This window comes from Xanthobacter cornucopiae, assembly GCF_043195065.2.
Lineage (GTDB): Bacteria > Pseudomonadota > Alphaproteobacteria > Rhizobiales > Xanthobacteraceae > Xanthobacter.
Map to the genome: position 1 here is coordinate 2,626,914 of NZ_CM195531.1, position 25,161 is coordinate 2,652,074.

The 25,161-nt window shown below is 70.4% G+C and carries 22 protein-coding genes; 16 read left to right on the forward strand and 6 right to left on the reverse strand.

Annotation, left to right across the window (positions count from 1 at the left end; genetic code table 11):
* Positions 1 to 55 precede the first annotated feature (55 nt).
* From V5F53_RS11520 to rnhB, 3 genes are all read right to left on the reverse strand, one after another.
* Positions 56 to 820, reverse strand: a complete 765-nt coding sequence (locus V5F53_RS11520; RefSeq protein ID WP_393997652.1) for an HpcH/HpaI aldolase family protein — start codon at positions 818 to 820, stop codon at positions 56 to 58.
* 11 nt (positions 821 to 831) lie between these two features.
* Positions 832 to 3,426, reverse strand: a complete 2,595-nt coding sequence (locus V5F53_RS11525; RefSeq protein WP_393997651.1) for a diguanylate cyclase — start codon at positions 3,424 to 3,426, stop codon at positions 832 to 834.
* A 128-nt stretch (positions 3,427 to 3,554) separates the two neighbouring features.
* Positions 3,555 to 4,145, reverse strand: coding sequence for a ribonuclease HII (gene rnhB, locus V5F53_RS11530; RefSeq protein ID WP_445329447.1), 591 nt, complete (start codon positions 4,143 to 4,145; stop codon positions 3,555 to 3,557).
* A gap of 308 nt (positions 4,146 to 4,453) precedes the next feature.
* On the opposite strand from rnhB, the gene ypfJ reads away from it, so the two are divergent.
* From ypfJ to pgi, 14 genes are all read left to right on the forward strand, one after another.
* The gene (gene ypfJ, locus V5F53_RS11535; RefSeq protein ID WP_393997649.1) at positions 4,454 to 5,362 is read left to right on the forward strand and encodes a KPN_02809 family neutral zinc metallopeptidase; all 909 of its coding nucleotides are present in this window, start codon (positions 4,454 to 4,456) and stop codon (positions 5,360 to 5,362) included.
* Between the two features lie 269 nt (positions 5,363 to 5,631).
* Positions 5,632 to 5,913 carry an acyl carrier protein gene (locus V5F53_RS11540; RefSeq protein WP_012113283.1) on the forward strand — a complete coding sequence of 94 codons (282 nt, stop codon included), beginning with the start codon at positions 5,632 to 5,634 and terminating at the stop codon, positions 5,911 to 5,913.
* A 15-nt stretch (positions 5,914 to 5,928) separates the two neighbouring features.
* A complete protein-coding gene (locus tag V5F53_RS11545; protein WP_393997648.1) occupies positions 5,929 to 6,402 on the forward strand; it encodes a 3-hydroxyacyl-ACP dehydratase FabZ family protein in 474 nt (157 codons plus the stop codon).
* Positions 6,395 to 7,582: a beta-ketoacyl-ACP synthase gene (locus V5F53_RS11550; RefSeq protein ID WP_393997647.1), complete on the forward strand. Its 1,188-nt coding sequence runs from the start codon at positions 6,395 to 6,397 to the stop codon at positions 7,580 to 7,582. Before V5F53_RS11545 ends, V5F53_RS11550 begins: the two co-directional genes overlap by 8 nt.
* A 283-nt stretch (positions 7,583 to 7,865) precedes the next feature.
* On the forward strand, positions 7,866 to 9,149 hold the full coding sequence (locus V5F53_RS11555; protein WP_393997646.1) for a beta-ketoacyl-ACP synthase: 1,284 nt from the start codon (positions 7,866 to 7,868) through the stop codon (positions 9,147 to 9,149).
* Between the two features lie 37 nt (positions 9,150 to 9,186).
* Entirely contained in the window at positions 9,187 to 9,939 is a 753-nt protein-coding gene (locus V5F53_RS11560; RefSeq protein ID WP_393997645.1) for an SDR family NAD(P)-dependent oxidoreductase, read from the forward strand.
* Positions 9,940 to 9,961: 22 nt separating this feature from the next.
* Positions 9,962 to 10,984 carry a zinc-binding dehydrogenase gene (locus tag V5F53_RS11565; RefSeq protein ID WP_393997644.1) on the forward strand — a complete coding sequence of 341 codons (1,023 nt, stop codon included), beginning with the start codon at positions 9,962 to 9,964 and terminating at the stop codon, positions 10,982 to 10,984.
* 94 nt (positions 10,985 to 11,078) lie between these two features.
* Complete coding sequence (locus V5F53_RS11570) at positions 11,079 to 12,014, forward strand: lipid A biosynthesis lauroyl acyltransferase (protein WP_393997643.1); 936 nt, start codon at positions 11,079 to 11,081, stop codon at positions 12,012 to 12,014.
* A gap of 192 nt (positions 12,015 to 12,206) precedes the next feature.
* Positions 12,207 to 13,160 (forward strand): GGDEF domain-containing protein, encoded by a 954-nt coding sequence (locus V5F53_RS11575; RefSeq protein WP_393997642.1) that lies wholly within the window; start codon positions 12,207 to 12,209, stop codon positions 13,158 to 13,160.
* A gap of 127 nt (positions 13,161 to 13,287) precedes the next feature.
* Complete coding sequence (gene purE, locus V5F53_RS11580) at positions 13,288 to 13,743, forward strand: 5-(carboxyamino)imidazole ribonucleotide mutase (RefSeq protein ID WP_393997641.1); 456 nt, start codon at positions 13,288 to 13,290, stop codon at positions 13,741 to 13,743.
* A gap of 4 nt (positions 13,744 to 13,747) precedes the next feature.
* A complete protein-coding gene (locus V5F53_RS11585) occupies positions 13,748 to 14,869 on the forward strand; it encodes a 5-(carboxyamino)imidazole ribonucleotide synthase (RefSeq protein ID WP_393997640.1) in 1,122 nt (373 codons plus the stop codon).
* A 46-nt stretch (positions 14,870 to 14,915) separates the two neighbouring features.
* Positions 14,916 to 15,287 (forward strand): hypothetical protein, encoded by a 372-nt coding sequence (locus V5F53_RS11590; RefSeq protein WP_393997639.1) that lies wholly within the window; start codon positions 14,916 to 14,918, stop codon positions 15,285 to 15,287.
* Between the two features lie 191 nt (positions 15,288 to 15,478).
* Positions 15,479 to 15,709 (forward strand): 30S ribosomal protein S21, encoded by a 231-nt coding sequence (rpsU, locus tag V5F53_RS11595; protein ID WP_237345760.1) that lies wholly within the window; start codon positions 15,479 to 15,481, stop codon positions 15,707 to 15,709.
* A gap of 532 nt (positions 15,710 to 16,241) precedes the next feature.
* Positions 16,242 to 17,870, forward strand: a complete 1,629-nt coding sequence (gene pgi / locus V5F53_RS11600; RefSeq protein ID WP_393997638.1) for a glucose-6-phosphate isomerase — start codon at positions 16,242 to 16,244, stop codon at positions 17,868 to 17,870.
* Between the two features lie 37 nt (positions 17,871 to 17,907).
* Here the strand turns inward: pgi and V5F53_RS11605 are convergent, their stop codons facing one another.
* A complete protein-coding gene (locus tag V5F53_RS11605; RefSeq protein WP_393997637.1) occupies positions 17,908 to 18,378 on the reverse strand; it encodes a CBS domain-containing protein in 471 nt (156 codons plus the stop codon).
* 420 nt (positions 18,379 to 18,798) lie between these two features.
* On the reverse strand, positions 18,799 to 19,998 hold the full coding sequence (gene carA / locus V5F53_RS11610) for a glutamine-hydrolyzing carbamoyl-phosphate synthase small subunit (protein WP_393997693.1): 1,200 nt from the start codon (positions 19,996 to 19,998) through the stop codon (positions 18,799 to 18,801).
* A 347-nt stretch (positions 19,999 to 20,345) separates the two neighbouring features.
* On the opposite strand from carA, the gene V5F53_RS11615 reads away from it, so the two are divergent.
* Entirely contained in the window at positions 20,346 to 20,807 is a 462-nt protein-coding gene (locus tag V5F53_RS11615) for a GatB/YqeY domain-containing protein (protein WP_393997636.1), read from the forward strand.
* 521 nt (positions 20,808 to 21,328) lie between these two features.
* Here V5F53_RS11615 and V5F53_RS11620 read toward each other — a convergent pair.
* The gene (locus V5F53_RS11620) at positions 21,329 to 22,747 is read right to left on the reverse strand and encodes an alanine/glycine:cation symporter family protein (RefSeq protein WP_393997635.1); all 1,419 of its coding nucleotides are present in this window, start codon (positions 22,745 to 22,747) and stop codon (positions 21,329 to 21,331) included.
* A gap of 288 nt (positions 22,748 to 23,035) precedes the next feature.
* Here V5F53_RS11620 and dnaG point away from each other — a divergent pair, with 288 nt between their 5' ends.
* The gene (dnaG, locus tag V5F53_RS11625; protein WP_393997634.1) at positions 23,036 to 25,021 is read left to right on the forward strand and encodes a DNA primase; all 1,986 of its coding nucleotides are present in this window, start codon (positions 23,036 to 23,038) and stop codon (positions 25,019 to 25,021) included.
* The last annotated feature ends 140 nt before the right edge of the window (positions 25,022 to 25,161 follow it).

Below are 25,161 nucleotides of genomic sequence, written 5' to 3' on the forward strand. Positions count from 1 at the left end.
CGAAGACCGGGGCCGATGGTATGAGGCGCGCCGGCGGCGTCAGGCGCGGACAGTGTCAGGTGCTGAACTGGCGCGCCAGCTCGTCGGCGGCGCGCACCAGCAGCATGATGTCGATGCCCACCGCCGTGAATGCCGCCCCTGCCGCCATGTAGCGCCGCGCCAGCGCGGCATCGTTGGCGAGGATGCCCGGCCGGTTGCCGGCGGCGCGGATGCGGCGCAGGCCCGCCTCGACGGCCTCCACCACCTTGGGATGGCGGGTCTGGTTCAGCAGCCCCATGGAGGCGGACAGGTCGCCGGGCCCGATGAAGACGCCGTCCACGCCCTCCACGGCGGCGATCTCCTCCACCCGTTCCAGCGCTTCCACCGTCTCCACCTGCACCAGCACGCACATTTCCGCCTCGTGCCGGGTGAAATAGTCGGAGAAGCGGCCGAAGCCCGTGGCCCGCACGTTGCCGGCGAAGCCGCGCACGCCGTGGGGCGGATAGCGGGTGGCCGCCACCGCCGCCCGCGCCTCCTCGGCGCTCTGCACCATGGGCACCAGCACGCTCTGGGCGCCGAGGTCGAGCACCCGCTTCATCATCACCGCATCGTTCCACGGCACCCGCACCACCGGGTGCGCGCTGCCGGTGGCGGTGGCCTGCAGCAGGGCCAGGATGTCGGCCACGTCATTGGGCGCGTGCTCGGCATCGATCAGCAGCCAGTCGAAGCCCGAGGCGGCCACCGCCTCCACGGTGAGGGCGCTCGGAATGGAGCACCACAGGCCGAGCTGCTGACGCCCGGCGTGAAGCGCGTGCTTGAAGGTGTTGTCGGGACGGCGCATGGGTTTCTCCCTCACAGGCCGGCGGGCACATGCTCGTCCGGCATCGGGCGCCGAGCCATCTCCATGCGGTCGCGCCCGGCGCTCTTGGCGCGATAGAGCGCGGCGTCGGCGGCGGCAACCAGATCCTCGGTGCGCTCCACATGGGACGGGAACACGGCGACGCCGACGGATGCGGTGATGCCCTCCAGCACCCCGCCGGGCCACAGCACCTTCAGGCGGCGCACGGCGGTAAGCAGGTGGTTGGCCACGGCGATGGCGCCGTCGAGGCCGGTATCGGGCAGCAGCACCAAGAATTCCTCGCCGCCATAGCGGCCGACGATGTCGGTGACGCGGGTGCGCTCCTTCAGCACCTCGCCCATGGCGCGCAGCACCGCGTCGCCCGCCTCATGGCCGTGAGTGTCGTTGATGCGCTTGAAATGGTCGAGATCCAGCAGCGCCAGGGCCAGCGACCGGCCGGCGCGGGTGGCGGTGGCGCCCTCCAGCATCAAGGCGCCCTCCAGGTAGCGGCGGTTGCCGAGCCCGGTGAGCGGATCGCGCAGCGCCTGCCCGCGCAGCTGCTCCCGCAGCTCGATATTGGCGATGGCGAGGGAAACCTGCTCGGCCAGCATGGTGGCGAGCTGCGCCGCGCTGCCGCCGAGCGCCTGCGGCGTCTCGCGATAGAGCAGGCCCAGCAGCGTGTTCTGCGCGAACAGGGGCTGGCACACATAGGCCGGCACTTCTTCCATCCCGCCGGCGGCGGGAACCTCGGTCGCATGGCGCGCGCCGGCGGCGACATGGGTGCAGGTGAGCCCGCGCGCCGCGTCCGAGGACGGGAACACCCGCCCGCGCCGCAGCGCCCAGCATTCGTCGAGCGCGAAGGCGGCGACATCCATCACCGGCTGGCCCCAGCGGCTGCCGCGCACCACCTGGTCGCGCGCCGCGTTCAGCACGTAGAGCGCCCCGGCCTCGCCGGGAAACAGGCGCACCGCATAGGTCTGCACCGAGCGGAACACCTCCTCCATGCCGCGACAGGACTGCAGCACCCCGCTCAGCTCGGTGAGCAGGGCGATCTCCCCCGCCCGCGTTTCCGCCGCGTGCAGCGAGGCGGTCAGGCGCGCGTTGGCCGCGCTCAACGCCAGGCCATGGGCCTGGCGCTCGGCTTCGCGCAGCAGGGCGTCGGTCCGGTCCTGCACCACCCAGATGGTGTGGCTGGCGCCGCGCCGCCCGCCCGGCGTCAGCGGCCGGCCGAACGTGTCCACGGGCACCGGGGCGTCACGACCCTTCAGCTGCAGCTCCAGCCCCGCCGTGCCGCCCCGCTCCACCGCCTCCAGGGCGCTCAGGAAGGCCGGCAGCTCATGGGCGTCGGCCAGCAGGGCGCAAATGTCCTGCCCCGCCAGCGCCTCCGGCTCCAGGCCGCACAGCTCCGCCACCCGGCGATTGGCCCGCGCCACCACCCGCCCGCGCAGGAACAGCACGCCGGCCAGCGGATTTTCCACCAGCGCCCGCTGCTCCACATCCAAAGCGTGCAGGTCTCCCGACAGGCGGCGTGCCCGCAGCGCCGACCAGGCCATGACCCCGGCCAGCAGGGAAATGATGGCGCCGCTGGCCAGCACCAGGTCCGGCAAGGCGCGATCCACCTCGTAGGTGGAGCCGGACTTAGCGGCGAACTGCACCCGCCACAGGCGATCGCCCACCACCAGGGACTGATCGGCACTGATGCCGATGGGCGCCGACGCCACCGGCGTCACCAGCCGCAGGTTGGGCTCGCGGCTGTCGTACATCAAGGTGCCCTCGGCGTCCGGATCCTCGGGCGCGGCGCTCACCACGCCGTCGGACGAGACCTTGGCATAGCCGCGATCCACCACGCGAACGATCATCTGCTGGAGGGTGCGGGCGTCGAGGGCGCCTTGCATCAGGTCGTTCAGGCGGTAAACCGCCGCCGCGAAGCCGAGCAGGGCGGCACGCCGCTGCTCGGCATTGGCCACCGGCACGCCCACCCGGTAGATGGGCGCGCGCAGGATGAAGCCGAGGCCGCCGCTGGCGTCCTGCACCAGCTTCACCGGCGGCGTGGCGACGATCCGCCCGGTGCCGGCGCCGCGCTCCAGCCCATCGAGCTGGGCCGGATTGGAGCCGACGTCGAAGCCGAACGCGCCCTCGTTGCCGCGCATGGGCTCGATGAAATGGATGACATAATAGGCCGGCCGCTGGCCGGGCGGATGAATCGCGAACGCGCCCTGGCCGCGCCCGTCCAGGCTGGTATCGGCGCGCACCTCGCCGACGAAGGCGTCGAGGTCCTCCGGTGACACGCGCCGCAGCACCTGCAATGCGGTGAAGCCCGGATAGCGCCGCACCAGATCCAGCACGTCCACATAGCGCTGGAACTGGGCGCGGTCGATGCGCCCCACGGTGGCGTAGAGCCCCTGCATGCTCACCAGCACCTCGGCATGGGCCCGCAGGCGCTGGCCGATGTCGGAAACCACCGAGGCGGCGTCGGCCGTGAAGCGCGCCTGCGCCCCCGAATGCAGCAGGTGCCGGGCCAGCCGCTGCCCGGCGAAGCTGGCGGCGAGGCCGGCACAGAAAATGAGCACCGCCGCCAGAAAGGCGCGACGCGCTGGCGTGATCGTCATGAGCCCCGACCCGTATCCATCCCGATGATGGCGCGGATCGCCCCCGCTCCCGTGCCAGCCTCCCGCATATACACCCTTCGGTTGCGGCGCACACGCGCCGCCGACATCCCGCGCGCCGGCCGGCCCCCTCAGCCGGCCTCCCCGGCGGGCGCCACCAGCGCGCGCACCGGGGCGAACGACCGCCGGTGGTGGCGGCACGGCCCGTTCGTCCGCAATGCCGCCGTGTGGGCGGCGGTGCCGTAGCCCATGTGCCGCTCGAAGCCGTAGGCGGGAAAAGCCGCCCCGAGCTGCGTCATCAGCCGGTCGCGCACCACTTTCGCGACGATGGAGGCGGCGGCGATGGAGGCCACCCGCGCGTCGCCGCCGACGATGGTCTCGACTGAACAGGATACCTCCGGCGCGTCGTTGCCGTCCACCAGGAGGAGCGCCGGCGGGCGTGGCAGGCCGGCCACCGCCCGGGCCAGCGCCCACAGGGTGGCCTGGCGGATGTTGTCGCGGTCGATGCGGGCCGGCGGGGCGAGGCTCACCGCCACCTCCGCGCTGGCGCAGATCTGCGCGTAGAGCGCCTCGCGCCGCGCCGCCGAGAGCTTCTTGGAATCGTTGAGGCCGGCGGGCACGCGGGCGGGATCGAGCACCACCGCCGCGGCCACCACCGGACCGGCCAGCGGCCCGCGCCCCACCTCGTCCGCTCCGGCGACCGGAAGGATGCCCCGCGCCATGAGCGCCCGCTCGCGGCTGAAATCCAGCCACGCGAAGCCGTCGTCGGCGTCGCGGTCCTTCGTCGGGCCGGCGCCCCGCCCCTTGGCCATCGTGCGTTTCCTCCCCCTGTCCGGGCTCGCCACCGGCACATAGCACGAAACATCGAAGCCCCTGCGAATCCCGGTCGTCCCGCCCCGGCTCCCGGAGGGGTCCCCGACGGGGCGGGGGTGGTGAGCGCGCGGCGCGCGGTGTAACACAAGGCGAGGGCGCCGCGCCCGGCCGCCGCCGGCCCGCGCGACGTCGCCGGGTGCGCGCAGGAGGCGAGCCGATGCGTTGGGAAGACTACCGCTCCAGCGACAACGTGGAGGACCGGCGCGGCCAAGGCGGCGGCGGCTTCCAGATGCCCGGCGGACGCGGCGGGCTCGGCATCGGCACCCTCATCATCGTCGGCATCATCGGCTGGGCGCTGGGCATCAATCCGGCGGTGCTCATCGGCGGCCTCGAGGCCATCAACGGCATGGGCGGCGGCCAGCAGCAGCAATATGCCCCGCCGCGCCAGACCGCGCCGCAGGGCGCCAGCCCCGGCGCCCCCAAGGACCAGCTCGGCGCCTTCGCCGCCAAGGTGCTGGCGCAGACCGAGGACGTGTGGACCGACCTGTTCCGCGCCGAGGGGCGGACCTATCAGGACCCGAAGCTGGTGCTGTTCTCCGGCTCCACCCGCTCGGCCTGCGGCGGCGCGCAGAAATCCATGGGCCCGTTCTACTGCCCGCTGGACCAGAAGGTGTATCTCGACCTCTCCTTCTTCCAGGAAATGAAGACCCGCTTCAACGCCGGCGGCGACTTCGCCTCCGCCTACGTCATCGCCCACGAGGTGGGCCACCACGTGGAAAACCTCATCGGCATCCTGCCCAAGGTACAGCAGGCCCAGGCCCGCGCCGGCTCGCGGGCGGAGGCCAACGCGCTCTCGGTGCGGGTGGAGCTGATGGCCGACTGCCTCGCCGGGGTGTGGGCCTACCATGCCAACGCGCGCTACCGCATCCTGGAGGAAGGCGACGTGGAACAGGCGCTCAACGCCGCCAGCGCCATCGGCGACGACCGCCTGCAGAAGCAGTCCCAGGGCTATGCGGTGCCCGACAGCTTCACCCACGGCTCATCGCGCCAGCGCGTCGCCTGGTTCACGCGCGGCCTGAAGACCGGCTCCACCCAGCAGTGCAACACCTTCCAGGGGCCGATCTGACCACACCGCCCGGCGGCAAGCCCAGCGCGGCGCTTGCGGCCGCCCGGGCGGCGTGCGATGACACACGGACGCGGAGGGATCGGTTGACGCAGGGTCCGGCGGACACCTGCCGGACGGACCATTGAAACCTCCGCCAGCGTTCGCTATAGGGGCCGTCAACTCATCCCAGGGCCAGACCGGCCGCACCCTCGGCCGTGGCCGTCGGCAGCGCGCCGCCCGCACATTGCGGGTGCGGCGGGGAACGGCCAGTACACGAGAGGCGTCAGTCCATGTCTTCCACGTTCGACACGGTGGCCAACATCATCGCGGAAACGTGCGATATCCCGCGGGACACCATCACGCCGGACAGCCACGCCATCGACGATCTGGGCATCGACAGCCTCGACTTCCTGGATATCGCCTTCGCCATCGACAAGGCGTTCGGCATCAAGCTGCCGCTGGAGCAGTGGACCCAGGAAGTGAACGACGGCAAGGCCACGACCGAGCAATATTTCGTGCTCAAGAACCTGTGCGCGCGCATCGACGAGTTGGTCGCTGCCAAGGCCGCGTGAGGTCGGACGGAGCTGATGCGTCCTGAAGTCTTCAAGATGATCGACCGGGTCGTCACCATCGACCCGTCGCTCACGAAAATTCACTGCCAGGGCCTGGTGCCGCAGGAAAGCTCCATCTTCGAGGGGCATTTTCCCGGCTATCCCATCATGCCCGGCGTCCTGCTCATCGAGGCCATGGCCCAGACCACGGGCTGGCTGATCCTGGCGCGCAACCGGTTCGACCGGATGCCCTTCCTCGCCACCGTCAAGGAGGGCAAGCTGCGCACCTTCGTGGTGCCGGGGCAGAACCTCGATCTGTACTCCGAAATCCTGCACGAGGGCTCCGGCTTCGTGGTGGCCCGCACCCAGGCCACCCTTGAGGGCAAGCTCGTCTGCTCGGCCGAGCTCACGTTCCGCGTGCTGCCCTGGCCCGAGGGCAAGATGAAGGCGGTGGTGATGAAGGTGGCCGAACACGTGTCCTTCCCCCTGGCGGACTTCACCGATGCCTGAGGCGCGCGGCGCGCGGCGCGACGTCTGGATCACGGGCATCGGCCTCGTGTCCGCCTTGGGCGAGGGCCTCGACGCCCACTGGGCCGCCCTGACACAGAGCCAGGGGCCGGTCACCGACGCGACCACGTTCGCGCCCTACGTGGTGCATCCCCTGGTCAAGGTCAGCTTCGACTCGCAGATCCCCAAGAAGGGCGACCAGCGGCAGATGGAGCCCTGGCAGCGCATCGGCACCTACGCCGCCGGGCTGGCGCTGGAAGCGGCGGGCATCGCCAAGAACGCGGAGATCCTGTCCCGGACCGACATGGTGGTGGCGGCCGGCGGCGGCGAGCGCGACTTCGCGGTGGACGCGGCCATCCTCAACGACCTTGCCACCTCCAATGAGCCCGGCCGGCTGCTCAACGAGCGGCTGCTGTCGGACCTGCGGCCGACCCTGTCGCTGGCGCAGCTCTCCAACCTGCTCGCCGGCAACATCTCCATCGTGCACGGGGTCACCGGCTCGTCGCGCACCTTCATGGGTGAGGAGAGCGCCGGGGTGGACGCGGTGCGCGTGGCCTACGCCCGCATCGCCTCCGGCCAGAGCGAGATCGGCCTCGTCGGCGGCGCCTACAATGCCGAGCGCGAGGACACGTTGCTTCTGAACGACCTCGACGACTTCTGCCTGAAGGGCGCGTTCCAGCCCGTCTTCTCCACCCCCGAGCCCGGCATCGCCGCCGGCTCCATGGGTGCGTTCCTGGTTCTCGAATCGCCGGAGCACGCCAAGGCGCGCGGCGCGACCCCCATCGCCAAGCTCTCCGGCGTGTGGTCGGAACGGGCCCGGCGGCAGGTGGAAGGGGCGGTGCGCGACAAGGTGCACGCCCTGCTGACCACCGCCGGCACCGCGACGGGAACCGCCATCATCTCCGGCGCCACCGGCGCGCGCGGCGCCACCGCGCCCGAGGCCGAGGCGCTGGCCGCCACCGGCCTGCCGGTGCGGGCGGTGGCCAACCGGCTCGGCCATGGCTTCGAGGCGCAGTTCATCGCCGGCCTCGCCCTCGGCGCCCTGTGCGTGTCGAAGGGCGCGCTCTATCCGGCGCTCGCGGGCGACCCGGTGGAACGCGACGGCGACGGCATCAGCCGCGTGGTGGTCACAGCGGTCGGCCATTGGCGCGGCGAAGGCGCCGGCGTGGTGGAAAAGGCCTGAGGCTCCACGCCGCCCCGTCCTCCCGGACGGGAACCGGCGGCGGATCACCCGTCCGTCGCGAACGGCCCGCGCGACCCGCGCCGGGCCGTTCGCTGCTTTGAGGCGGCCGGTCACGGGCCGGGGCATGCCGCGCATTTACCTTGCGCGCGGCTTCGGCGTATTTTCCGGCCGGACCAATGCGAGGGCGCCTCGGGCGGGCGCACCCTCGATCATCTTGCCGATGCGTTTTCGGAGCGAGCCGGTGCCCACTTCGCTCGAAAACGCTCCACTGGGGAGCCGCGACATGACGCAGGCGCATCTGGACACATTCGGACGACCCGTCGTCGTCGTCACCGGCATCGGCCTCGTCACCTCCCTCGGCCAGGGCAAGCAGGACAATTGGCGGCGCCTGACGGCGGGCGAATCGGGCATCCACACCATCACCCGCTTCCCCATCGAGGGCATGCGCACCGCCATCGCCGGCACCGTGGACTTCCTGTTCGACCACCGGGTGCCCGCTCCCGACCTGTCGGAGAAACTGGCGACGCTGGCGGTGGAGGAGGCCATCGCCGAGGCTGCCATCGGCGCCGCCGGTGATTTTCCCGGCCCCCTGTTCGCCGCCGTGCCGCCGGTGGAAATCGAATGGCCGGAGCGGCGCCAGCTCGCCGACGCGGTCGGCCATTACCCCATCGTCTATCACGACCTGCTGGCGGCGGCGGATTCGGGCAAGTTCCGCCCCTGGCATGAGCGCTTCCTGTTCGGCTCTGTGGCCGACCGCCTCGCCGACCGGTTCGGCACCCGCGGCCAGCCCATCTCCCTCTCCACCGCCTGCGCCTCGGGGGCCACCGCCATCCAGCTCGGCGTCGAAGCCATCCGCCGCGGCGACACCGAAGTGGCGCTGTCGCTGGGCACCGATGGCTCGGTGCATCCCGAAGCGCTCATCCGCTTCTCCCTGCTGTCCGCCCTCACCACCGCCAACGACAAGCCGGCCGAGGCCTCCCGCCCGTTCGCCAAGAATCGCGAGGGATTCGTGATGGCCGAGGGCGCCGCCGCTCTGGTGCTGGAGAGCTACGCCCACGCGGTGGCCCGCGGCGCCCGCATCCTCGGCGTGCTGGAGGGCTGCGGCGAGATGGCGGACAATTTCCACCGTACCCGCTCCAGCCCCGACGGGCGCCCGATCATCGGCTGCATGAACAACGCCTTCAAGGATGCCGGCATCACCCCCGACGACGTGGACTACATCAACGCCCACGGCACCTCGACCCCCGAGAACGACCGCATGGAATACGTGGGCCTGAAGGGCGTGTTCGGCGAGGAGAAGCTGGCGGGCATCCCGATCTCGTCCAACAAGTCCATGATCGGCCACACCCTGACGGCGGCCGGCGCCATCGAGGCGGCGGTGTCGCTGCTGACCATCGCCAACGGCCGCATTCCCCCGACCATCAACTATCACATCCCGGACCCCGCCATTCCGCTGGATGTGGTGCCGAACGTGGCCCGCGACGCCACCGTGCGGCGGGTGATTTCGAACTCGTTCGGCTTCGGCGGTCAGAACGTGTGCCTGGTGCTGGCGGCGGAGCCGGCGTGAGCCGCAAGGCGATCCCCGCGCGAACGGAAAGGCGCCCATGACCCAGCCCATCCTCGTCACCGGCGGCGGCCGGGGCCTCGGCGCCGCCATCGTGCGCCGCCTGGCGCAGGCCGGCCATGCGGTGACCTTCACCTATCGCTCCGCACACGCGGAGGCGGAGGCGCTCATCGCCGAGATCCGCGCCACCCAGCCCCAGGCGCAGGTGACGGCCCGGGCCCTGGACCTCGCCGACCGCCCGGCGGTGGACGCGTTCGCGGACGAGCTGGAGGCGGGCGCGACCTGGTACGGCTTCTGCCACAACGCCGGCGCCTCCTATGACACGCTCGCCGCCATGATCGACCAGGACAAGGCCGAGAGCGTGATGCAGGTGAACCATTTCGCCTTCGTGCGGCTCGCCCGCGCCCTGGTGCGGCCGATGACGCGGGCGCGCGCCGGGCGCATGGTGGCCATCGGCTCGGTGGCCGCGCTGCAGGCCAACCCGGGCAATGCCGCCTACGCTGCCTCCAAGGCGGCGCTTCTCGCCCATGTGCGCGGCCTGGCGGTGGAAACCGCCCGGCGCGGCGTGACCGTAAACTACGTGGCCCCCGGCTTCATCGACACCGCCATGCTCGAGAAGTACGCGGACTATCGGGCCCGGCTGGAGGCACAGATTCCGGCCGGCCGCTTCGCCACGCCCGACGACGTGGCGCAGGTGGTGGCCTTCCTCTTCTCCCCCGGCGCGGGCTATATCACCGGCGCCGTCCTGCCGGTGGATGGCGGGCTGTCCGCCTCGCTCGCTGCCCATCGCTGAACCCGTTTTCAAGAGAAAAAGAATGCGCGCCCTGCAACTCGTCTCCGACCGCAAGCTCGAACTCGTCGACCTGCCCGAGCCCGACGCCCCCGGCGCCGGCGAGGTGCAGATCCGCGTCAAGGCGCTGGCGCTCAACCATATCGACGTGTGGGGCTGGCGCGGCATGGCGTTCGCCAAGCGCAAGATGCCGCTGGTGGTGGGGGCGGAAGCCGCCGGCGAAATCGTGGCGCTGGGCGCCGACGTGCGCGGCCTGAAGGTCGGCCAGACGGTGGCCATGTATGGCGCCCTGACCTGCGGCCACTGCCCCAACTGCCTCAAGGGGCGCGACAACCTGTGCCAGAACGTGGGCGGCGTGCTGGGCTTCCACATCGACGGCTTCGCCCGCGACGTCATCAACATGCCCGAGCGGCTGGTCATCCCCGCCCCCGAGGGGGTGAGCTTCGAGGACGCGGGCTGCGCCGGCATCACCTTCTCCACGGTCGAGCACATGCTGTTCGACAACGCCAAGCTGGAGCAGGGCGAGACGGTGCTGGTGCATGCCGGCGGCTCCGGCATCGGCTCCGCCGCCATCCGCCTCGCCAAGGACGTGGGCGCCACCGTCATCACCACCGTGGGCGACGACGAGAAGATGGAAAAGGCGCTGGCGCTCGGCGCCGACCATGTCATCAACTATCGCCGCGACCGCTTCGAGCACGAGGTCCGCAAGATCACCAGGAAGGTGGGCGTGGACGTGGTGTTCGAGCACGTGGGCGCCGACACCTGGAACGCCTCGCTGCTCTCCATGAAGCCCGGCGCGCGGCTGGTTACCTGCGGCTCCACCTCCGGGGTGAGCGTGCAGATGAACCTGATGCAGCTGTTCCAGCGCCAGTACAAGATTTTCGGCTCGTTCGGCGCCACCATCAAGAATGTCGCCGACGGCTTGCAGAAGATGGGCCGCGGCATCCGCCCTGTGATCGATACCGTGGTGCCGCTGGAAAACTTCAACGAGGGCCTGGAGCGGCTGGAAAGCCGCAAGGTGTTCGGAAAGATCGTCGTGAAGTTCTGACCGGGCCGGCACGACCGGCCGTCAGAGCCGACGCCATGCGCCTTTCGCCGTCCTGCCGGCGTTCCCCCGGCCCCTCCCGCCCGCCGACATCGCCGTGCCGAAGCTGAAAAAACTCCTCCGCCGCCTCAAGAACCGCCTGCGCCCCATGGTGGCGCCGGTGGCGGCCGCCATGGTCGGCGGCTATGTGCGCTTCTCCATCTGGTGGCTGCGGCTGTGGCCGCTGTGGCTGTCCTCGGGCGGCATGGCCTTCTGGGCGCGCCTGTTCGGCCCGTTCTTCCCGGTCAGCAACACCGCCCGCCGCAACCTGAAGGCCGCCTATCCGGAGAAGAGCCCGGCCGAGATCGAGCGTCTGGTGCGCGGCGTGTGGGCCAATACCGGCCGCCTCGCCGCCGATTTCGCCCAGCAGGACCGCCTGTGGGACTACGACCCCGCCAACCCCGGCGCCGGCCGCATCGAGGTGAAGGGCGCCGACATCCTGGCCCGCCTGCGCGACGACGGGCGCCCGGCCCTGTTCTTCACTGCCCACACCGGAGACTGGGAGTTGTGCGCCATCGCCGGCGCCAAGTTCGACGTGCCCGGCGGGGTTCTCTATCGCGCGCCCAACAACCGCCAGGCGGCCGATCTCATCGAGGAGATGCGCGCCGGCACCATGCCCGGCCTCATCCGCGCCGGGCGCGACGCCGGCCGCGTCATGGCCCGCATGCTGGCCGACGGCCAGCACCTGGGCATGCTGGTGGACCAGTACTGGACCGGCGGCCCGCAAGTGCTATTCTTCGGGCGGCCCTGCGCGACCAATCCGACCCTGGCGCGGCTTGCCAGGCAGTTTGACTGCCCGGTGCATGGCATGCGTGTCATTCGCCTGCCGGGGGCGCGATTCCGGGTCGAGATTACCGAAGAGGTGCGCTTGCCCCGCGATGGCGAAGGCAAAGTGGATGTGATCGGCGCCATGCAGGCGGTAACGTCGATCATCGAGGAGTGGGTACGCGAGTATCCCGAGCAGTGGTTGTGGCTCCACCGCCGCTGGCGATAGTACATTGCATTCAAGGCGTTTGCGGTGCACAACACGCCTCACGTTTGGGATGTTGAATGAGAGGGGGAGCGCTTCCTCGCCGGTGGGCGGAACAGCGCTCCTTGTTCACGCCAGGCCCTGGTCCGGACGGAGCGGGCTCAGCGGATTGAGGTGACAGGTCTGTGAGCCCGGCGAAAAGACACGGCGGCGGTGATGCAAATCGTTCTGGTGGACTCCAGTCGCGTTTCCCTGAAGCTGATCAGCCAGCTGCTTCATCTCGCCGGCCATGACGTCATTCCCTTTTCGGATGGCGCCTCGGCGCTCGACTATCTGCAGAGCGGCTATCCCATCGATGTGCTGTTGACCAGCTTCGAGCTGCCCCACGTTTCCGGCCTGGAACTGTGCTGGGAGGCGCGTCTCGTCTCCAACGAGGGCCGGCCGCTGTATGTGATCGCCATGTCCTCGAATGCCGATGGCAGCCAGCTGGTGGAAGCCCTCGATTCCGGCGCCGACGATTTTGTGGCGAAGCCGCCGGTGCCGGCGGAGCTCTATGCCCGGCTGCGGGCCGCCGAGCGCCTGAACCAGGCCCGCCGCGAGCTGATCCGGCTGGCCACCATGGACCCGCTGACCGAGCTGCTCAACCGTCGCGCCTTTTTCGACCGCGCGCGGATCGCCTGCGCCAATGCCGGCGCCACCACCCCGGTATCGCTGGTGATGTTCGACATCGACCATTTCAAGGTGGTGAACGACACCCGCGGCCACGACGCCGGCGACAGCGTTCTGAAGGAGGTGGCGGCCCTGGTGCGCCACGGGCCTGGCCACGCGGCGCGGCTCGGCGGCGAGGAGTTCGTCGTCATCCTGTCCGGCCACGATGAGCAGCAGGCCTGGGAGATGGCCGAGCGGCTGCGCCTGGCGGTGGCGCAGATGAAGGTTCCCCTGCCCCAGCCGTCGAACGGAACCGTCAGCGTCACCATTTCCCTGGGCGTGGCGCAGTATCGCGCCGGCGAGAGCGTCGACGAGTTCCTCAAGACCGCCGACGTGGCGCTCTACGCGGCCAAGGCCGGGGGCCGCAACCGCACCGTCATTGCCGATGGCCCGGGCCATCCCGGCCCCGTCCGGGAGCGCGGCGCCGCGCGGATGTCGATGCGCGCGCCCAGCCACGGGTAAAAGGTTTTCCTCCGCCACCGCCACGCCGGCACGCGCGACCCTTGCCGGACCGGCGCCGATCCGATAAACGCGCGCTTTGCGTTTGCTGAGGGTGATCGAGATGGGATCGCGGCCGGTAGCGATCATCATGGGTAGCCAGTCCGATTGGGAGACCATGCGCCACGCGGTCGAGACGCTGACGGCGCTCGACATCCCGCATGACGCGCTGATCGTGTCGGCCCACCGCACGCCGGAGCGCATGTTCGACTTCGCCCGCGGCGCCAAGGCCGCGGGCTACAAGGTCGTCATCGCCGGGGCCGGGGGCGCCGCGCACCTGCCCGGCATGGTGGCCGCGCTCACGCCGCTGCCGGTATTCGGCGTGCCGGTGGAATCCAAGGCCATGTCGGGGCTCGACAGCCTCTATTCCATCGTCCAGATGCCGGCCGGCGTGCCGGTGGGAACGCTGGCCATCGGTAAGGCCGGCGCCACCAACGCCGCCCTGCTCGCGGCCTCGGTGCTCGCCCTGGGCGACGCCGCCCTGGCCGGGCGGCTGGAAGCCTGGCGCGCCGCGCGCACGGCCGCGGTCACGGAGCGTCCCGTCTGATCCCATGCTGAAGCCCGGCGACACCATCGGCATCCTCGGCGGAGGCCAGCTCGGACGCATGACGGCGCTCGCCGCCGCGCAGCTTGGCCTCAAGAGCCTGATCTTCTGCCCCGAGGCGGACAGTCCGGCGTTCCAGGTGAGCGACGGGCATGTCTGTGCCGCCTATGACGACTGGGAGGCGCTGGCGCGCTTCGCCGCCGCCGTTCAGGTGGCCACCTACGAATTCGAGAACGTGCCCCTCGACACCGCCGAGTTCCTGGCCGCCCGGGTGCCGCTGCGCCCCGGCGCCCACGCCCTGGCCGTGACACAGGACCGCCTGCGCGAGAAGACCTTCGTCAACGATCTCGGCATCGAGACCGCGCCGTTCGCGGCGGTGGACGACCTCGACGGGCTGACGCGCGCCGTGGCCGCCATCGGCCTGCCGGCGGTGCTGAAGACCCGCCGCTTCGGCTATGACGGCAAGGGCCAGGTGACCTTGCGCCCGGGCCCCGACCTCGCCGCCGACCTTGCCGCCGCCTGGGCCGCCATCGGCGCCCAGCCGGCCATCCTCGAGGGTTTCGTCCGGTTCGAACGGGAGGTGTCCATCATCGCCGCGCGGCGCGCGGACGACGCCTTCGCCGCCTATGAGGTCACCCAGAACGTCCACCGCGACCATATCCTGCACACGTCCACCGTTCCGGCCGAGATCAGCGCCGGCGCGGCGCGGCAGGCCCGCGGCTTCGCCTGCGCCATCGCTGGCGCCCTCGACTATGTGGGCATTTTCGCGGTCGAGCTGTTCGTGGTGGGGCACGGTGCCGACGAGCGGGTGATCGTCAACGAGATCGCGCCCCGTGTCCACAATTCCGGCCATTGGACCCAGGATGGGGCCGGCACCTCGCAGTTCGAGCAGCACGTGCGCGCCATCGCCGGCTGGCCGCTGGGCGGGACCGCCCGCATCGGCCGCGCGGAGATGACCAACCTGATCGGCGACGACATCGCCTCCTGGCCGGAAATCCTGGCGGAGCCCGGCGCCCACCTGCATCTTTACGGCAAGGCGGAGGCGCGGCCGGGCCGCAAGATGGGCCATGTGAATCGCATCCGGCCCGACGCATCCATTACTTCCGAGCTCGCCGCCAAAACCTGCTGACATCCCCGACTCACGGTGTGATACAACCTTTTGCGAATCAGTATTGGTGATTCTTTTCGGCGGCGGGGAAGCCCGGATGGCTCACGGCGAGGTCGTGCCCGATGTCCGGCACATGGCGCTTCATCTGGCGCGCTCAGGTCGGTTCTGCGGTTGGCGACTCATCGAAATCGAGCTGCGCTTCATCAGGGGCCTCCGGATCGCGCATGCGTTCTTCGCCGACCTCGCCTTGAGGGATGAGCTCGACGCCCTGTGCCGGGTGGCGCAGCGCCACCGCCGGCACCATCCCGCCCTGCCCGCCACCCTGCCTCCGGTGCCGCGCTTTCGCTTTCGCGGCGGCGCCCTGCCCCGTCCCCGGGTGATCGAGTTCCTCCCCGAGGCCGCCGCCCCGCCCGCGCCGCTGCCGGCGACCGGCGATTAATGAGCCGGCGCAACGGTTCGCGCGGCCTGGCAAGGCTGCGCCGACGAGTGGACAACCCCGGCCGTCTTTGATAAGAGAGCGGCTCCTTCGGACACGCCGCAGGGGCGCCGGTCGGCGCGCTGCTCCGAGGTTCGGAGTCCCAGATCGCTTCCGCACCAGATCGGCGCGCACCATCTCGAAGAGGCAAACACGTGCAAGTTCTCGTCCGCGACAACAATGTTGATCAGGCCCTTAAGGCGCTCAAGAAGAAGATGCAGCGCGAAGGGATCTTCCGCGAGATGAAGCTGCGTGGCCACTACGAGAAGCCTTCTGAGAAGCGCGCCCGCGAGCAGGCCGAGGCCATCCGCCGCGCCCGCAAGCTGGCCCGTAAGCGCGCTCAGCGCGAAGGCCTGCTGCCGTCCAAGCCGCGCCCCACCCGCTGAGCGGCGCTATTTTTCCAATCCGGTCTCGTGACGTTTGACCTCCGCGTGGATTTTCCGCGCGGAGGTTGTTGTTTGTCCCGGTGCGGCCCCGATCACGGCGCCGACGGCAGGCCAGGGCCGGAGGGCGCGGCGGCCCGGACCGGACGGGACCCGCGCCGCTCCGGCACCGGTGGCCCCATGCGTCGATTCGTGTCGATGCGCGACGAACCTGCGGCGCCGGCTGCGTCCGCCATCGGAACAAGATGCAAGCCGGGGTGCGCATGCTATAGGGAAGCGGGTTCCGCAACGGGCCGGCCCCGCCTTGGGCATGGGCGCGCCTGTGGCGGACCGGCGAGACGGCCTGCCCCGCCGTCTTCACCAACCCTTCACGCAATCGCCAATGATTGGGCGGTCACGGCACATGAGCGACGTACTGCGGCCAACGTCCGGGTGTAACCCTTCCACCGGTACGCCTTCCCCTTCAGGACCGGCTCTCGCCGGGCGGCATGGCTCTGCCGCCGGTGCGCCGGAGGATCCAAGGACCGCCTCGTCCATGACCGCGACGCAACCCTTCTGGCCCCTGCTGTCCTCACTCCGGGCCGCCGGTCCCCGCGCGCTGCGCGAGCTCAATGCCGACCCCGGCCGCTTTTCCGCCTTCTCCCGCGCCGACGGCGACCTGCTGCTCGATTTCTCCAAGACCGAGCTGTGCGCGGAAACCCTGGCGCTGCTGCTGCGGGTGGCGGAGGCCGCCGGCGTCGCCCGGCTGCGCGACGCCATGTTCGCCGGCGCCCGCATCAATCTCACCGAGAATCGCGCGGTGCTGCACGTGGCCTTGCGCGACAGCTCGCCCGAGCCCCTGGTGTTGGACGGCGTGGACGTGAAGGCGCAGGTGCGCGCCACCCTCGAGCGCCTGTCGGCCTTCGCCACCGCGATTCGCGAGGGTGCCCTCGTCGGCGCCACCGGACGCGCCATCACCGACGTGGTCAACATCGGCATCGGCGGCTCCGACCTCGGCCCGGCCATGGCCACCCTGGCGCTGGCCCCCTATCATGACGGGCCGCGCAGCCATTTCGTCTCCAACGTGGACAGCGCCCATATCGCCGACACGCTGCGCGGACTTGACCCGGCGACCACCCTCGTCATCATCGCCTCCAAGACCTTCACCACCGTCGAGACCATGTACAACGCCCGCACGGCGCGGGCCTGGATCACCCGCGCCCTGGGCGAGGACGCGGTGAGCGCCCATTTCGCCGCCGTCTCCACCGCCCGGGACAAGGTGAGCGCCTTCGGCATCCCGCCCGAACGCACCTTCGGCTTCTGGGACTGGGTGGGCGGGCGCTACTCCCTGTGGTCCGCCATCGGACTGCCGGTGATGCTGGCCATCGGGCCGCAGCGGTTCGCCGAGCTGCTGGCCGGCGCCGAGGCCATGGACCGGCACTTCCGCACCGCGCCGCTGGCTGACAACCTGCCGGTACTGCTGGCCCTCGTGGGTCTGTGGCACCGCGACGTGTGCGGCTACGGCAGCCGCGCCGTGGTGCCTTACGACCAGCGCCTCGCCCGCTTCCCGGCCTACCTGCAGCAACTCGACATGGAGAGCAACGGCAAGCGCGTCACCCGCGACGGACTGCCGGTGGCGCAGCCGACGGGGCCGGTGGTGTGGGGCGAGCCGGGCACCAATGCCCAGCACGCCTTCTTCCAGCTGCTCCACCAGGGCACCGAGGTGGTGCCGGTGGAATTCCTCATCGCCGCCGAAGGCCACGAGCCGGACCTGAAGGACCATCACGACCTGCTGGTGGCGTGCTGCCTCGCCCAGTCGGAAGCGCTGATGACCGGGCGCACCCTGGCGCAGGCCACCGATCAGTTGCGCGCGCAGGGCAAGTCCGAGACCGAGGCGGCGATGCTGGCGCCACACCGGGTATTTCCCGGCAACCGCCCATCGGTCACCCTCGCCTACCGGCGGCTCGATCCGCACACCCTTGGCCGGGTGATCGCCCTCTACGAGCACCGGGTGTTCGTGGAAGCGGCGGTGTGGAACATCAACGCCTTCGATCAATGGGGCGTGGAACTGGGCAAGGAGCTGGCCACCGCTTTGCTGCCTGCCGTGCGCGGCGAGGCGGTCCCGACCAGCGCCTCCGGCTCCACCCGGGGGCTCCTGGCCCATCTGGCGACCAGCGCCCGCTGACCGTGCGCCGCGGCCTCCGGCAGGCCGCCGGAGGCAGTCACAGCAGCGCGGTGAGTTCCGGGCTGCCCGATCGCAGCATGGCGTCCGCCATGCCGCGTGCCTCGGCCTCGCGGAGGAAATGCCGCAGCAGATCGGTGGCGGTGATAACCCCCAGCAGCGCATAGTCCTCCATCACCGGCAGCGAGCGGACCTGATGCTCATTCATCAGCCGCAGGGCAGTGACCAGGGAATCCGACGGCGCGCAGCAGATCAATTCCCGCTCCAGGAACGAGGCCAGGACCATGCCCGGCGTGGCCGGCCCATGCTCCAGCACCGCGCGGGCCACGTCGCGCTCCGAGAACACGCCGATGACGGTGCCGTGCTCGGAATTGCATTCATCCATCACCAGGACGGAAGAGATGTTCTCCCGCTTCATGAGCAAGGTGGCCTTGGCCACGGTCTCGGTGAGGCGGATGGCGATGATGCGGGTATCGCGCTTCTCGCGCAGGATGTCGTCCACGGTGATCACTGGCGGTCCCTCCTCGCCGGCTGACGGCGATGTTCCCGGGCGGCGCTCTGCGGCGTCTCTGGCCCGGGACTATGCTGGGGTGCGACAAATGATCCTGTCAATGAAAACTGCGACGATTTAGCTCAGATCGTCCCCTTGCATCTCCCAGATACCACCAGCCGGAGCAGAGGTGGCATGGAAACGCCCGACAGGGCGGGCCATCACTCCGGCTCGGCCGCGCACGGGGGCGAGACCCGACGCGGACGGAACGCGGGGAGGCTGGAAACCGGGATGGGGAAGGAACGGGGTGGCGCCAGGGAGAAGCGAAGGTGGCGCGGCAGCGGCACGCACCGCCGGGCCCCGGCAATGCCGCGGGGGACCCGGCGCCGGATCGAACCCGGCGCGCTTCGCCCGCGGGAAGGAGCGAAGCGCGCGGACCGATCAGGTTGCCTTGTGCTTCTCGATCAGCTCGACGAAGCGGCCGAACAGATAGTGGCTGTCCTGCGGGCCCGGGCTCGCCTCGGGATGGTATTGCACCGAGAACACCGGCTTGTCCGCCAAGGCGATGCCGGCGTTCGAGCCGTCGAACAGGGAGACATGGGTTTCCACCGCGTTGGCCGGCAGGCTGTCGCGGTCCACGGCGAAACCGTGGTTCATGGAGGTGATCTCCACCTTGCCGGTGGCCAGGTTCTTCACCGGGTGGTTCGCCCCATGATGACCCTGGTGCATCTTCAAGGTGCGCCCGCCCACGGCAAGGCCAATCATCTGGTGGCCAAGGCAGATGCCGAAGGTGGGCACGCCGGAGGCGATCACCTCGCGGATCACCGGCACCGCGTAATCCCCCGTGGCCGCCGGGTCGCCGGGACCGTTGGAGAGGAACACGCCGTCGGGCTTCAGGGCCAGGATGTCGGCGGCGGAGGTGGTTGCCGGCACCACGGTGACCTTGCAGCCGGCGCGGGCGAGCAGGCGCAGAATGTTGCGCTTCACGCCATAGTCCACGGCCACCACGTGATGGCGCGGCTCGTCCTGGCGGCCGTAGCCGGTCTCCCACTCCCAGGGCGTCTCGTCCCAGTCGAAGCGCTGGGCCGAGGTGACCGAAGGCACCAGGTCCATGCCCACCAGGCCGGGCCAGGCCCGCGCCTCCGCCTTCAGGGCGGCGATGTCGAACTGGCCGGAGGCCGAATGGGCGATCACCGCGTTGGGCATGCCCGCCTCGCGGATGAGCGCGGTCAGCGCCCGGGTGTCGATACCGGTGATGCCGGGAATGCCGCGCGCCTTCAGCCACGCATCGAGGGAGCGTGTGGCGCGATAGTTGGAGGGGGCGGTGATGGCGGTGCGCAGCACCACCCCGCGGACGCCGGACGCCGCCGCCATGGACACCGTCTCGATGTCCTCTTCATTGGTGCCGACGTTGCCGATGTGCGGGAACGTGAAGGTGATGATCTGCCCCGAATAGGACGGATCGGTGAGGATTTCCTCATAGCCGGTCATGGCGGTATTGAAGCACACCTCGCCGGCGAGCGTGGCCTCGGCACCAATGCCGAAGCCTTCCAGCACCGTGCCGTCGGCAAGGACGAGAACGGCGGTGGGGACGGGCTCGCTCCAGCCGTCAGCCGCAGGAGAGCGCCCGGAACCGGTCAAAACCGGCTCGGTGGGGGTCTGGTCTTGTTCGTTCGTCATGGATGGCTTAGATAGAGCGTCACGCGCCGCGTTTCCAGCGTCCGCGCGCGAAATTGTGTGCGCCAATCCCGGCGACCGAGAGTGGAACCCGCGACCGACCAGACCCATGGCCCACGCCGACGGGGCCGGCGCGCGGAGGTTCCATCGGCCTGGGCCATGGGATGTTGGAGCATCATGACGCTGGACTATTCGCGTTTGACCGGGTGACGCCGCCTTCAGCCTCGCAGCCCCCAGCCTCGCAGCCCTGACCGGCAACCGAGGCGCGCGGCTCCTCCCCCGTGCCTGACCGTCTTCAAGGAACCAGATCCGTGCTTCGTGACGATATCAATGCCGCCCTCAAGGAGGCGATGAAGGCCCAGGACAAGCGCCGGCTGGCGACGCTCCGGCTGGTCAATGCCGCGCTGAAGGACCGCGACATCGAGCAGCGCGGCCATGGCAAGGACCCCCTCACCGACGACGAGCTGCGCGCCCTCTTGGCCAAGATGGTGAAGCAGCGGGAGGAAAGCGCCAAGATCTATGACGAGGGCGGCCGCCCCGAGCTCGCCGCCCAGGAGCGGGAAGAGATCGTCTACATTCAGGCGTTCCTGCCGCAGCAGCTCGGTGAGGCCGATACCCGCGCCGCCATCGCCGCCATCATCGGCGAGATCGAGGCCAAGGGCATCAAGGACATGGGCCGCACCATGGCGGCGCTGAAGGAGCGCCACGCCGGCGCCATCGATTTCGGCAAGGCGTCCCAGTGGGTGAAGGACGCCCTCACCGCCGCCGGCTGAGCCGCCGCCGGACGACACGCCGCGCAGCCGGACCACAGGCCGCGCATCGCGCGCGCCTTCAAGCCGGGTGCATCGCGGCTGCGTCCGGGGACAGGACGGTCCAAACGCGGAGCGGTCACTCCGGGCGGCGGACGCCCGGAGCCAGTCGCGGGCCCTCCTCGCCGGCCGCCCGGAGTGAGCGTTCCGGTGACGGGTCCGGCTCGAAACCGATAGTCGCCTTGCCGGCCCGGTGGAGCGCTGGAGGCGACCTCATCCATCCCCCCTCGCCGCAGCGAGGGGGCAGCGAGGGGGCGCCGCTCCGCCGGACCGCCACGCGCGCTACCCGCGATTCGCTGCGGCGCCGTTGCGACGCCCCACCGCCCAGATTCCACGCACCGCGACTCAAAGGGGCGGCACGCGCCCTGAGGCTCCGTGCCACGGGCGGGCGCGGAGCCTCCCTCCTGGTCGGCCAGCCGCCGTTCAGCGCGGGGTGACCGGGCGCGGGACCAGCGGAGTGATTCGGGCCCGGCCCGGAGCCCGGCTCAATGCCGGCTCCAGATCTCGCCGTCGATCTCATCCTTGAGGTCGGGCATCTCGGTGGCCAGGAACACCGGCTCGTGTCCGGCCCGCCGCTTGTCGAGATAATCCCGCGCCAACCGGCCCACCAGGCCGGACAAGAGCACGATGGCGACGAGGTTGATGGAGGCCATCAGCCCCATGGCCGCGTCCGCCGTGTTGAACACGGTGGCCACGCTTTCCATCGCCCCCCAGACCACCATGGCGAGCAGCGCCACCCGCAGCACCGCGATGCCGGCCACATGGCCATGCCCCAGGAACACCAGGGCGTTCTCGGCATAGGAGTAATTGCCGATGATGGAGGTGAAGGCGAAGAAGAAGATGGCGATGGCCACGAAATAGCGCCCGGCCGAGCCGATGTGCACTTCCATCGCCGCCTGGGTGAGCTGGGTGCCGGTGACGCCGTTGCCGGGCACCAGCACGTCCGCGAGCAGGATCAGCAGGGCGGTGGCGGTGCAGATGACGATGGTGTCGATGAACACCCCCAGCGACTGCACGAAGCCCTGGCTCACCGGATGATGGGGATCGGGGGTGGCCACGGCGGCTATGTTGGGGGCGCTGCCCATGCCGGCCTCGTTGGAGAACAGGCCGCGTTTCACGCCGTTCATCATGGCGAGGGCGATGGAGCCCGCCACCCCGCCGGCCGCCGCCTCCAGGCCGAAGGCGCTGGCGACGATGTGATAGAGCATCGCCGGCACCTCGGTGATGTTGATGGCCAGGGCGTAGAGGGCGAAGCCCACATAGGCGGCGGCCATGAACGGCACCACCAGTTCCGCGGTGCGGGCGATGGCGGCGATGCCGCCGAAGATGATGATGCCGGAGCACGCCGCCACCGCGACGCCGGTGCCGAGCTTCGGCAGGCCGAACGCGCCTTCCATGGCATCGGCAATGGAATTGGCCTGGACCGCGTTGAACACCAGCCCGAACGACAGGATGAGGCAGGCCGAGAACACCGCCCCCGCCCACGGCGCCTTGAGCCCCTTGGAGATGTAGAAGGCCGGGCCGCCGCGATAGCGGCCGGTCTCGTCCCTCACCTTATAGAGCTGGGCCAGCGTGCTCTCGGCGAAGGCGGTGGCCATGCCCAGGGACGCGACCACCCACATCCAGAAGATCGAGCCCGGCCCGCCAAGATAGAGCGCCACCGCCACGCCGGCGATATTGCCGGTGCCCACCCGCGAGGCCAGCGACGTGCACAGGGCCTGGAATGGCGTGATCCCCGACTTGTCGGTGGCATTGGCCCGCAGCACCGAGCGCAGCATTTCCGGAAAGTGGACGATCTGAATGAATTTCAGCCGCAAAGTGAAATACACGCCCACCGCCAGGAGCCCGTAGATCAGGATGTAGCCCCAGAAGATCGTGTTCAGAAAATTGATGACCGTGTCCATCGCCCAGCCCCCTGGTTGCATCGGCGAGGCTATCGCCCTCAGCCGCCACGGTCCACGGCAAAGCTCGCGCCGGGCGCCGTCCCGCGCGGCGCGCCCGGCCCGGAGCGGGCGTGTGGATAACGAGGATAGCGGGGGTTCCGGGCGCGCCCGCGCCACCGCCCCGCCATCACGCCGCCCCAGCGGTCCGCTTCGATGCTGGCGTGCGCCAGGACCGGCGCACTAGGATGGGGGCAAGCGGGAGCGCGGGATCGTCCCCCGTCCCCCTCCCTTGGATGAGCTGATTCGCGAATGCGCTTTCCCCCGGCGTTCCTCGACGAGATCCGCGCCCGCCTGCCGGTGTCGGAAGTGGTGGGCCGGCGCGTCAAATTGCGCAAGCAGGGCCGCGAGTTCGCCGGCCTCTCGCCGTTCAACGCAGAGAAGACACCGTCGTTCTTCGTCAACGACCAGAAGGGTTTCTATCACTGCTTCTCCTCCGGCAAGCACGGCGACGTGTTCGATTTCCTGATGGAGACCGAGGGCCTGCCGTTCGGCGAGGCGGTGGAGCGGCTGGCCGCCATGGCCGGCCTGCCGCTGCCGGAGGTGACGCCCGAGGCGGCCGCCAAGGAGGAGCGCCGGCGCTCACTTTATGAGGTGATGGCGCTGGCGGTCCGCCATTTCGAGGAAACGCTGCAATCGCGCCTCGGCGCCAAGGCGCGCGGCTATCTGGCCGATCGCGCCCTGGGCCCCGCGCCCCAGCAGCGCTTCCGCCTCGGTTATGCCGCATCCGAGCGCTTTCACCTGAAGGAGGCCCTGGGCAAGCAGGGCGTGCCGGTGGAAGCCATGGTCGAGGCCGGGCTGCTGGTGTCGGGCGCGGACATTCCGGTGCCCTTCGACCGCTTCCGCGACCGGGTGATGTTCCCCATCACCGATCTCAAGGGCCGGGTGGTGGCCTTCGGGGGTCGGGCGCTGGAATCGGGCGTCCCGGCCAAGTACCTGAATTCGCCGGAAACACCGCTGTTTCACAAGGGCAGCCTGCTTTACAACGGCTTCGAGGCCCGCGCGAGCGCCCACAACGGCGCCCGGGTGATCGTCGTGGAAGGCTATGTGGACGTCATCGCCATGGTCGAGGCCGGCTTCACCGCCACCGTGGCGCCGCTGGGCACGGCACTGACCGAGGAGCAATTGCAGGTGCTCTGGCGCATGTCCGACGAGCCCCTGCTGTTGTTCGACGGCGACAAGGCCGGACGCCGCGCCGCCCATCGCGCCATCGACCTCGCCCTGCCCCACCTCAAGGCCGGGCGCAGCCTCTCCTTCGCCACCCTGCCCGAGGGCCAGGACCCCGACGATTTGATCCGCCATTCCGGCCGCGAGGCCATGGCGCAGGTGCTGTCCGGCGCCCGCCCGCTGGCGGTGGAACTGTGGGCGCGGGAGAGCGAGGGCGCCGCCCTCGACACTCCCGAGCGCCGGGCGGCCCTGGAAGCGCGGCTCAACGAGGTGGTGGGCGCCATTGCCGACGAAACCGTGCGCAAGCATTACCGGCAGGACATGAACGAGCGCCTGCGCGCCCTCCTCGCCCCGGCCGGCGCCCGCGGCCCCTGGCGCGAGGGCGGCCGGCAGGGCGGCAGGGCGGCCACCCAGGGCGGCGGCTGGCAAGGCGCGGGCTGGCAAGGCGGCGGGCGCGGCAACGGACGCGGCCCGGCATCCCGCGGGCGCGACGCCGGGTTCGGCTCCATCAGCGGGGAAATGGCCCAGACGGCGCTGGTGCGCGGGCCGTTGGCGACGCTGCCGCGCAACGAGGCGCTGCTGCTGTTCTGCCTCGTCAACCACCCCTTCCTGCTGGACGAGATGAGCGAGGACGTCGCCGCGCTGCCATTCGCCAATCCGGAGGCGGACCGCCTGCGCCAGGCGCTCATCGCCGCCCATCTGGACGGGCTGCACCACGAGGCCGGCCCCACCGACGACCTCGCCGAGCGGCTCGGACGGGAGGATCTCGACGGCCTTTTTCGCCGCGTCAAGGCCCTCGCCAACCCCCTGATGGACTGGCCGGCATATCCTGATACCGCAAAAGAGGACGCACGACTCTGGTGGCAGCAGCGGACGGCCTTGCATCACAAGGCTTACGCGCTATCTAGAGAGCTGAAGGAAGCCGAGCGGTCCCTGGGGGAAGACCCTAGCGAGGCGAATTTCGCCTGGCTGCGCGACGTCCGCGAGCGTCTCTCGACGGTCGAGGGGATGGAGGCGCTGGTGGAGGGATTTGGCGCCCTGTCGGGCCGCAAGGCGGTTCGTTCGGTCTGAGGCGCGAGGTCCGGCGCGGCGCGCGGCGGGGGAGAGGGTGCTTCACGTTCCGCGGGTCCGGGTCCCGCGCGAATGGATCGCCGTTCAGGCGGGCTTAACGGGCGTGCGTCCACAAAGGGCGCGACCGGAGCCGAATACGA

What these genes read in the sequence shown, in the direction of transcription:
- V5F53_RS11520 (WP_393997652.1), bottom strand. Translation starts at nt 820, where the DNA reads ATGCGCCGTCCCGACAACACCTTCAAGCACGCGCTTCACGCCGGGCGT.
- V5F53_RS11525 (WP_393997651.1), bottom strand. Translation starts at nt 3,426, where the DNA reads ATGACGATCACGCCAGCGCGTCGCGCCTTTCTGGCGGCGGTGCTCATT.
- rnhB (WP_445329447.1), bottom strand. Translation starts at nt 4,145, where the DNA reads ATGGCGCGGGGCATCCTTCCGGTCGCCGGAGCGGACGAGGTGGGGCGC.
- ypfJ (WP_393997649.1), top strand. Translation starts at nt 4,454, where the DNA reads ATGCGTTGGGAAGACTACCGCTCCAGCGACAACGTGGAGGACCGGCGC.
- V5F53_RS11540 (WP_012113283.1), top strand. Translation starts at nt 5,632, where the DNA reads ATGTCTTCCACGTTCGACACGGTGGCCAACATCATCGCGGAAACGTGC.
- V5F53_RS11545 (WP_393997648.1), top strand. Translation starts at nt 5,929, where the DNA reads ATGCGTCCTGAAGTCTTCAAGATGATCGACCGGGTCGTCACCATCGAC.
- V5F53_RS11550 (WP_393997647.1), top strand. Translation starts at nt 6,395, where the DNA reads ATGCCTGAGGCGCGCGGCGCGCGGCGCGACGTCTGGATCACGGGCATC.
- V5F53_RS11555 (WP_393997646.1), top strand. Translation starts at nt 7,866, where the DNA reads ATGACGCAGGCGCATCTGGACACATTCGGACGACCCGTCGTCGTCGTC.
- V5F53_RS11560 (WP_393997645.1), top strand. Translation starts at nt 9,187, where the DNA reads ATGACCCAGCCCATCCTCGTCACCGGCGGCGGCCGGGGCCTCGGCGCC.
- V5F53_RS11565 (WP_393997644.1), top strand. Translation starts at nt 9,962, where the DNA reads ATGCGCGCCCTGCAACTCGTCTCCGACCGCAAGCTCGAACTCGTCGAC.
- V5F53_RS11575 (WP_393997642.1), top strand. Translation starts at nt 12,207, where the DNA reads ATGCAAATCGTTCTGGTGGACTCCAGTCGCGTTTCCCTGAAGCTGATC.
- purE (WP_393997641.1), top strand. Translation starts at nt 13,288, where the DNA reads ATGGGTAGCCAGTCCGATTGGGAGACCATGCGCCACGCGGTCGAGACG.
- V5F53_RS11585 (WP_393997640.1), top strand. Translation starts at nt 13,748, where the DNA reads ATGCTGAAGCCCGGCGACACCATCGGCATCCTCGGCGGAGGCCAGCTC.
- pgi (WP_393997638.1), top strand. Translation starts at nt 16,242, where the DNA reads ATGACCGCGACGCAACCCTTCTGGCCCCTGCTGTCCTCACTCCGGGCC.
- V5F53_RS11620 (WP_393997635.1), bottom strand. Translation starts at nt 22,747, where the DNA reads ATGGACACGGTCATCAATTTTCTGAACACGATCTTCTGGGGCTACATC.
- dnaG (WP_393997634.1), top strand. Translation starts at nt 23,036, where the DNA reads ATGCGCTTTCCCCCGGCGTTCCTCGACGAGATCCGCGCCCGCCTGCCG.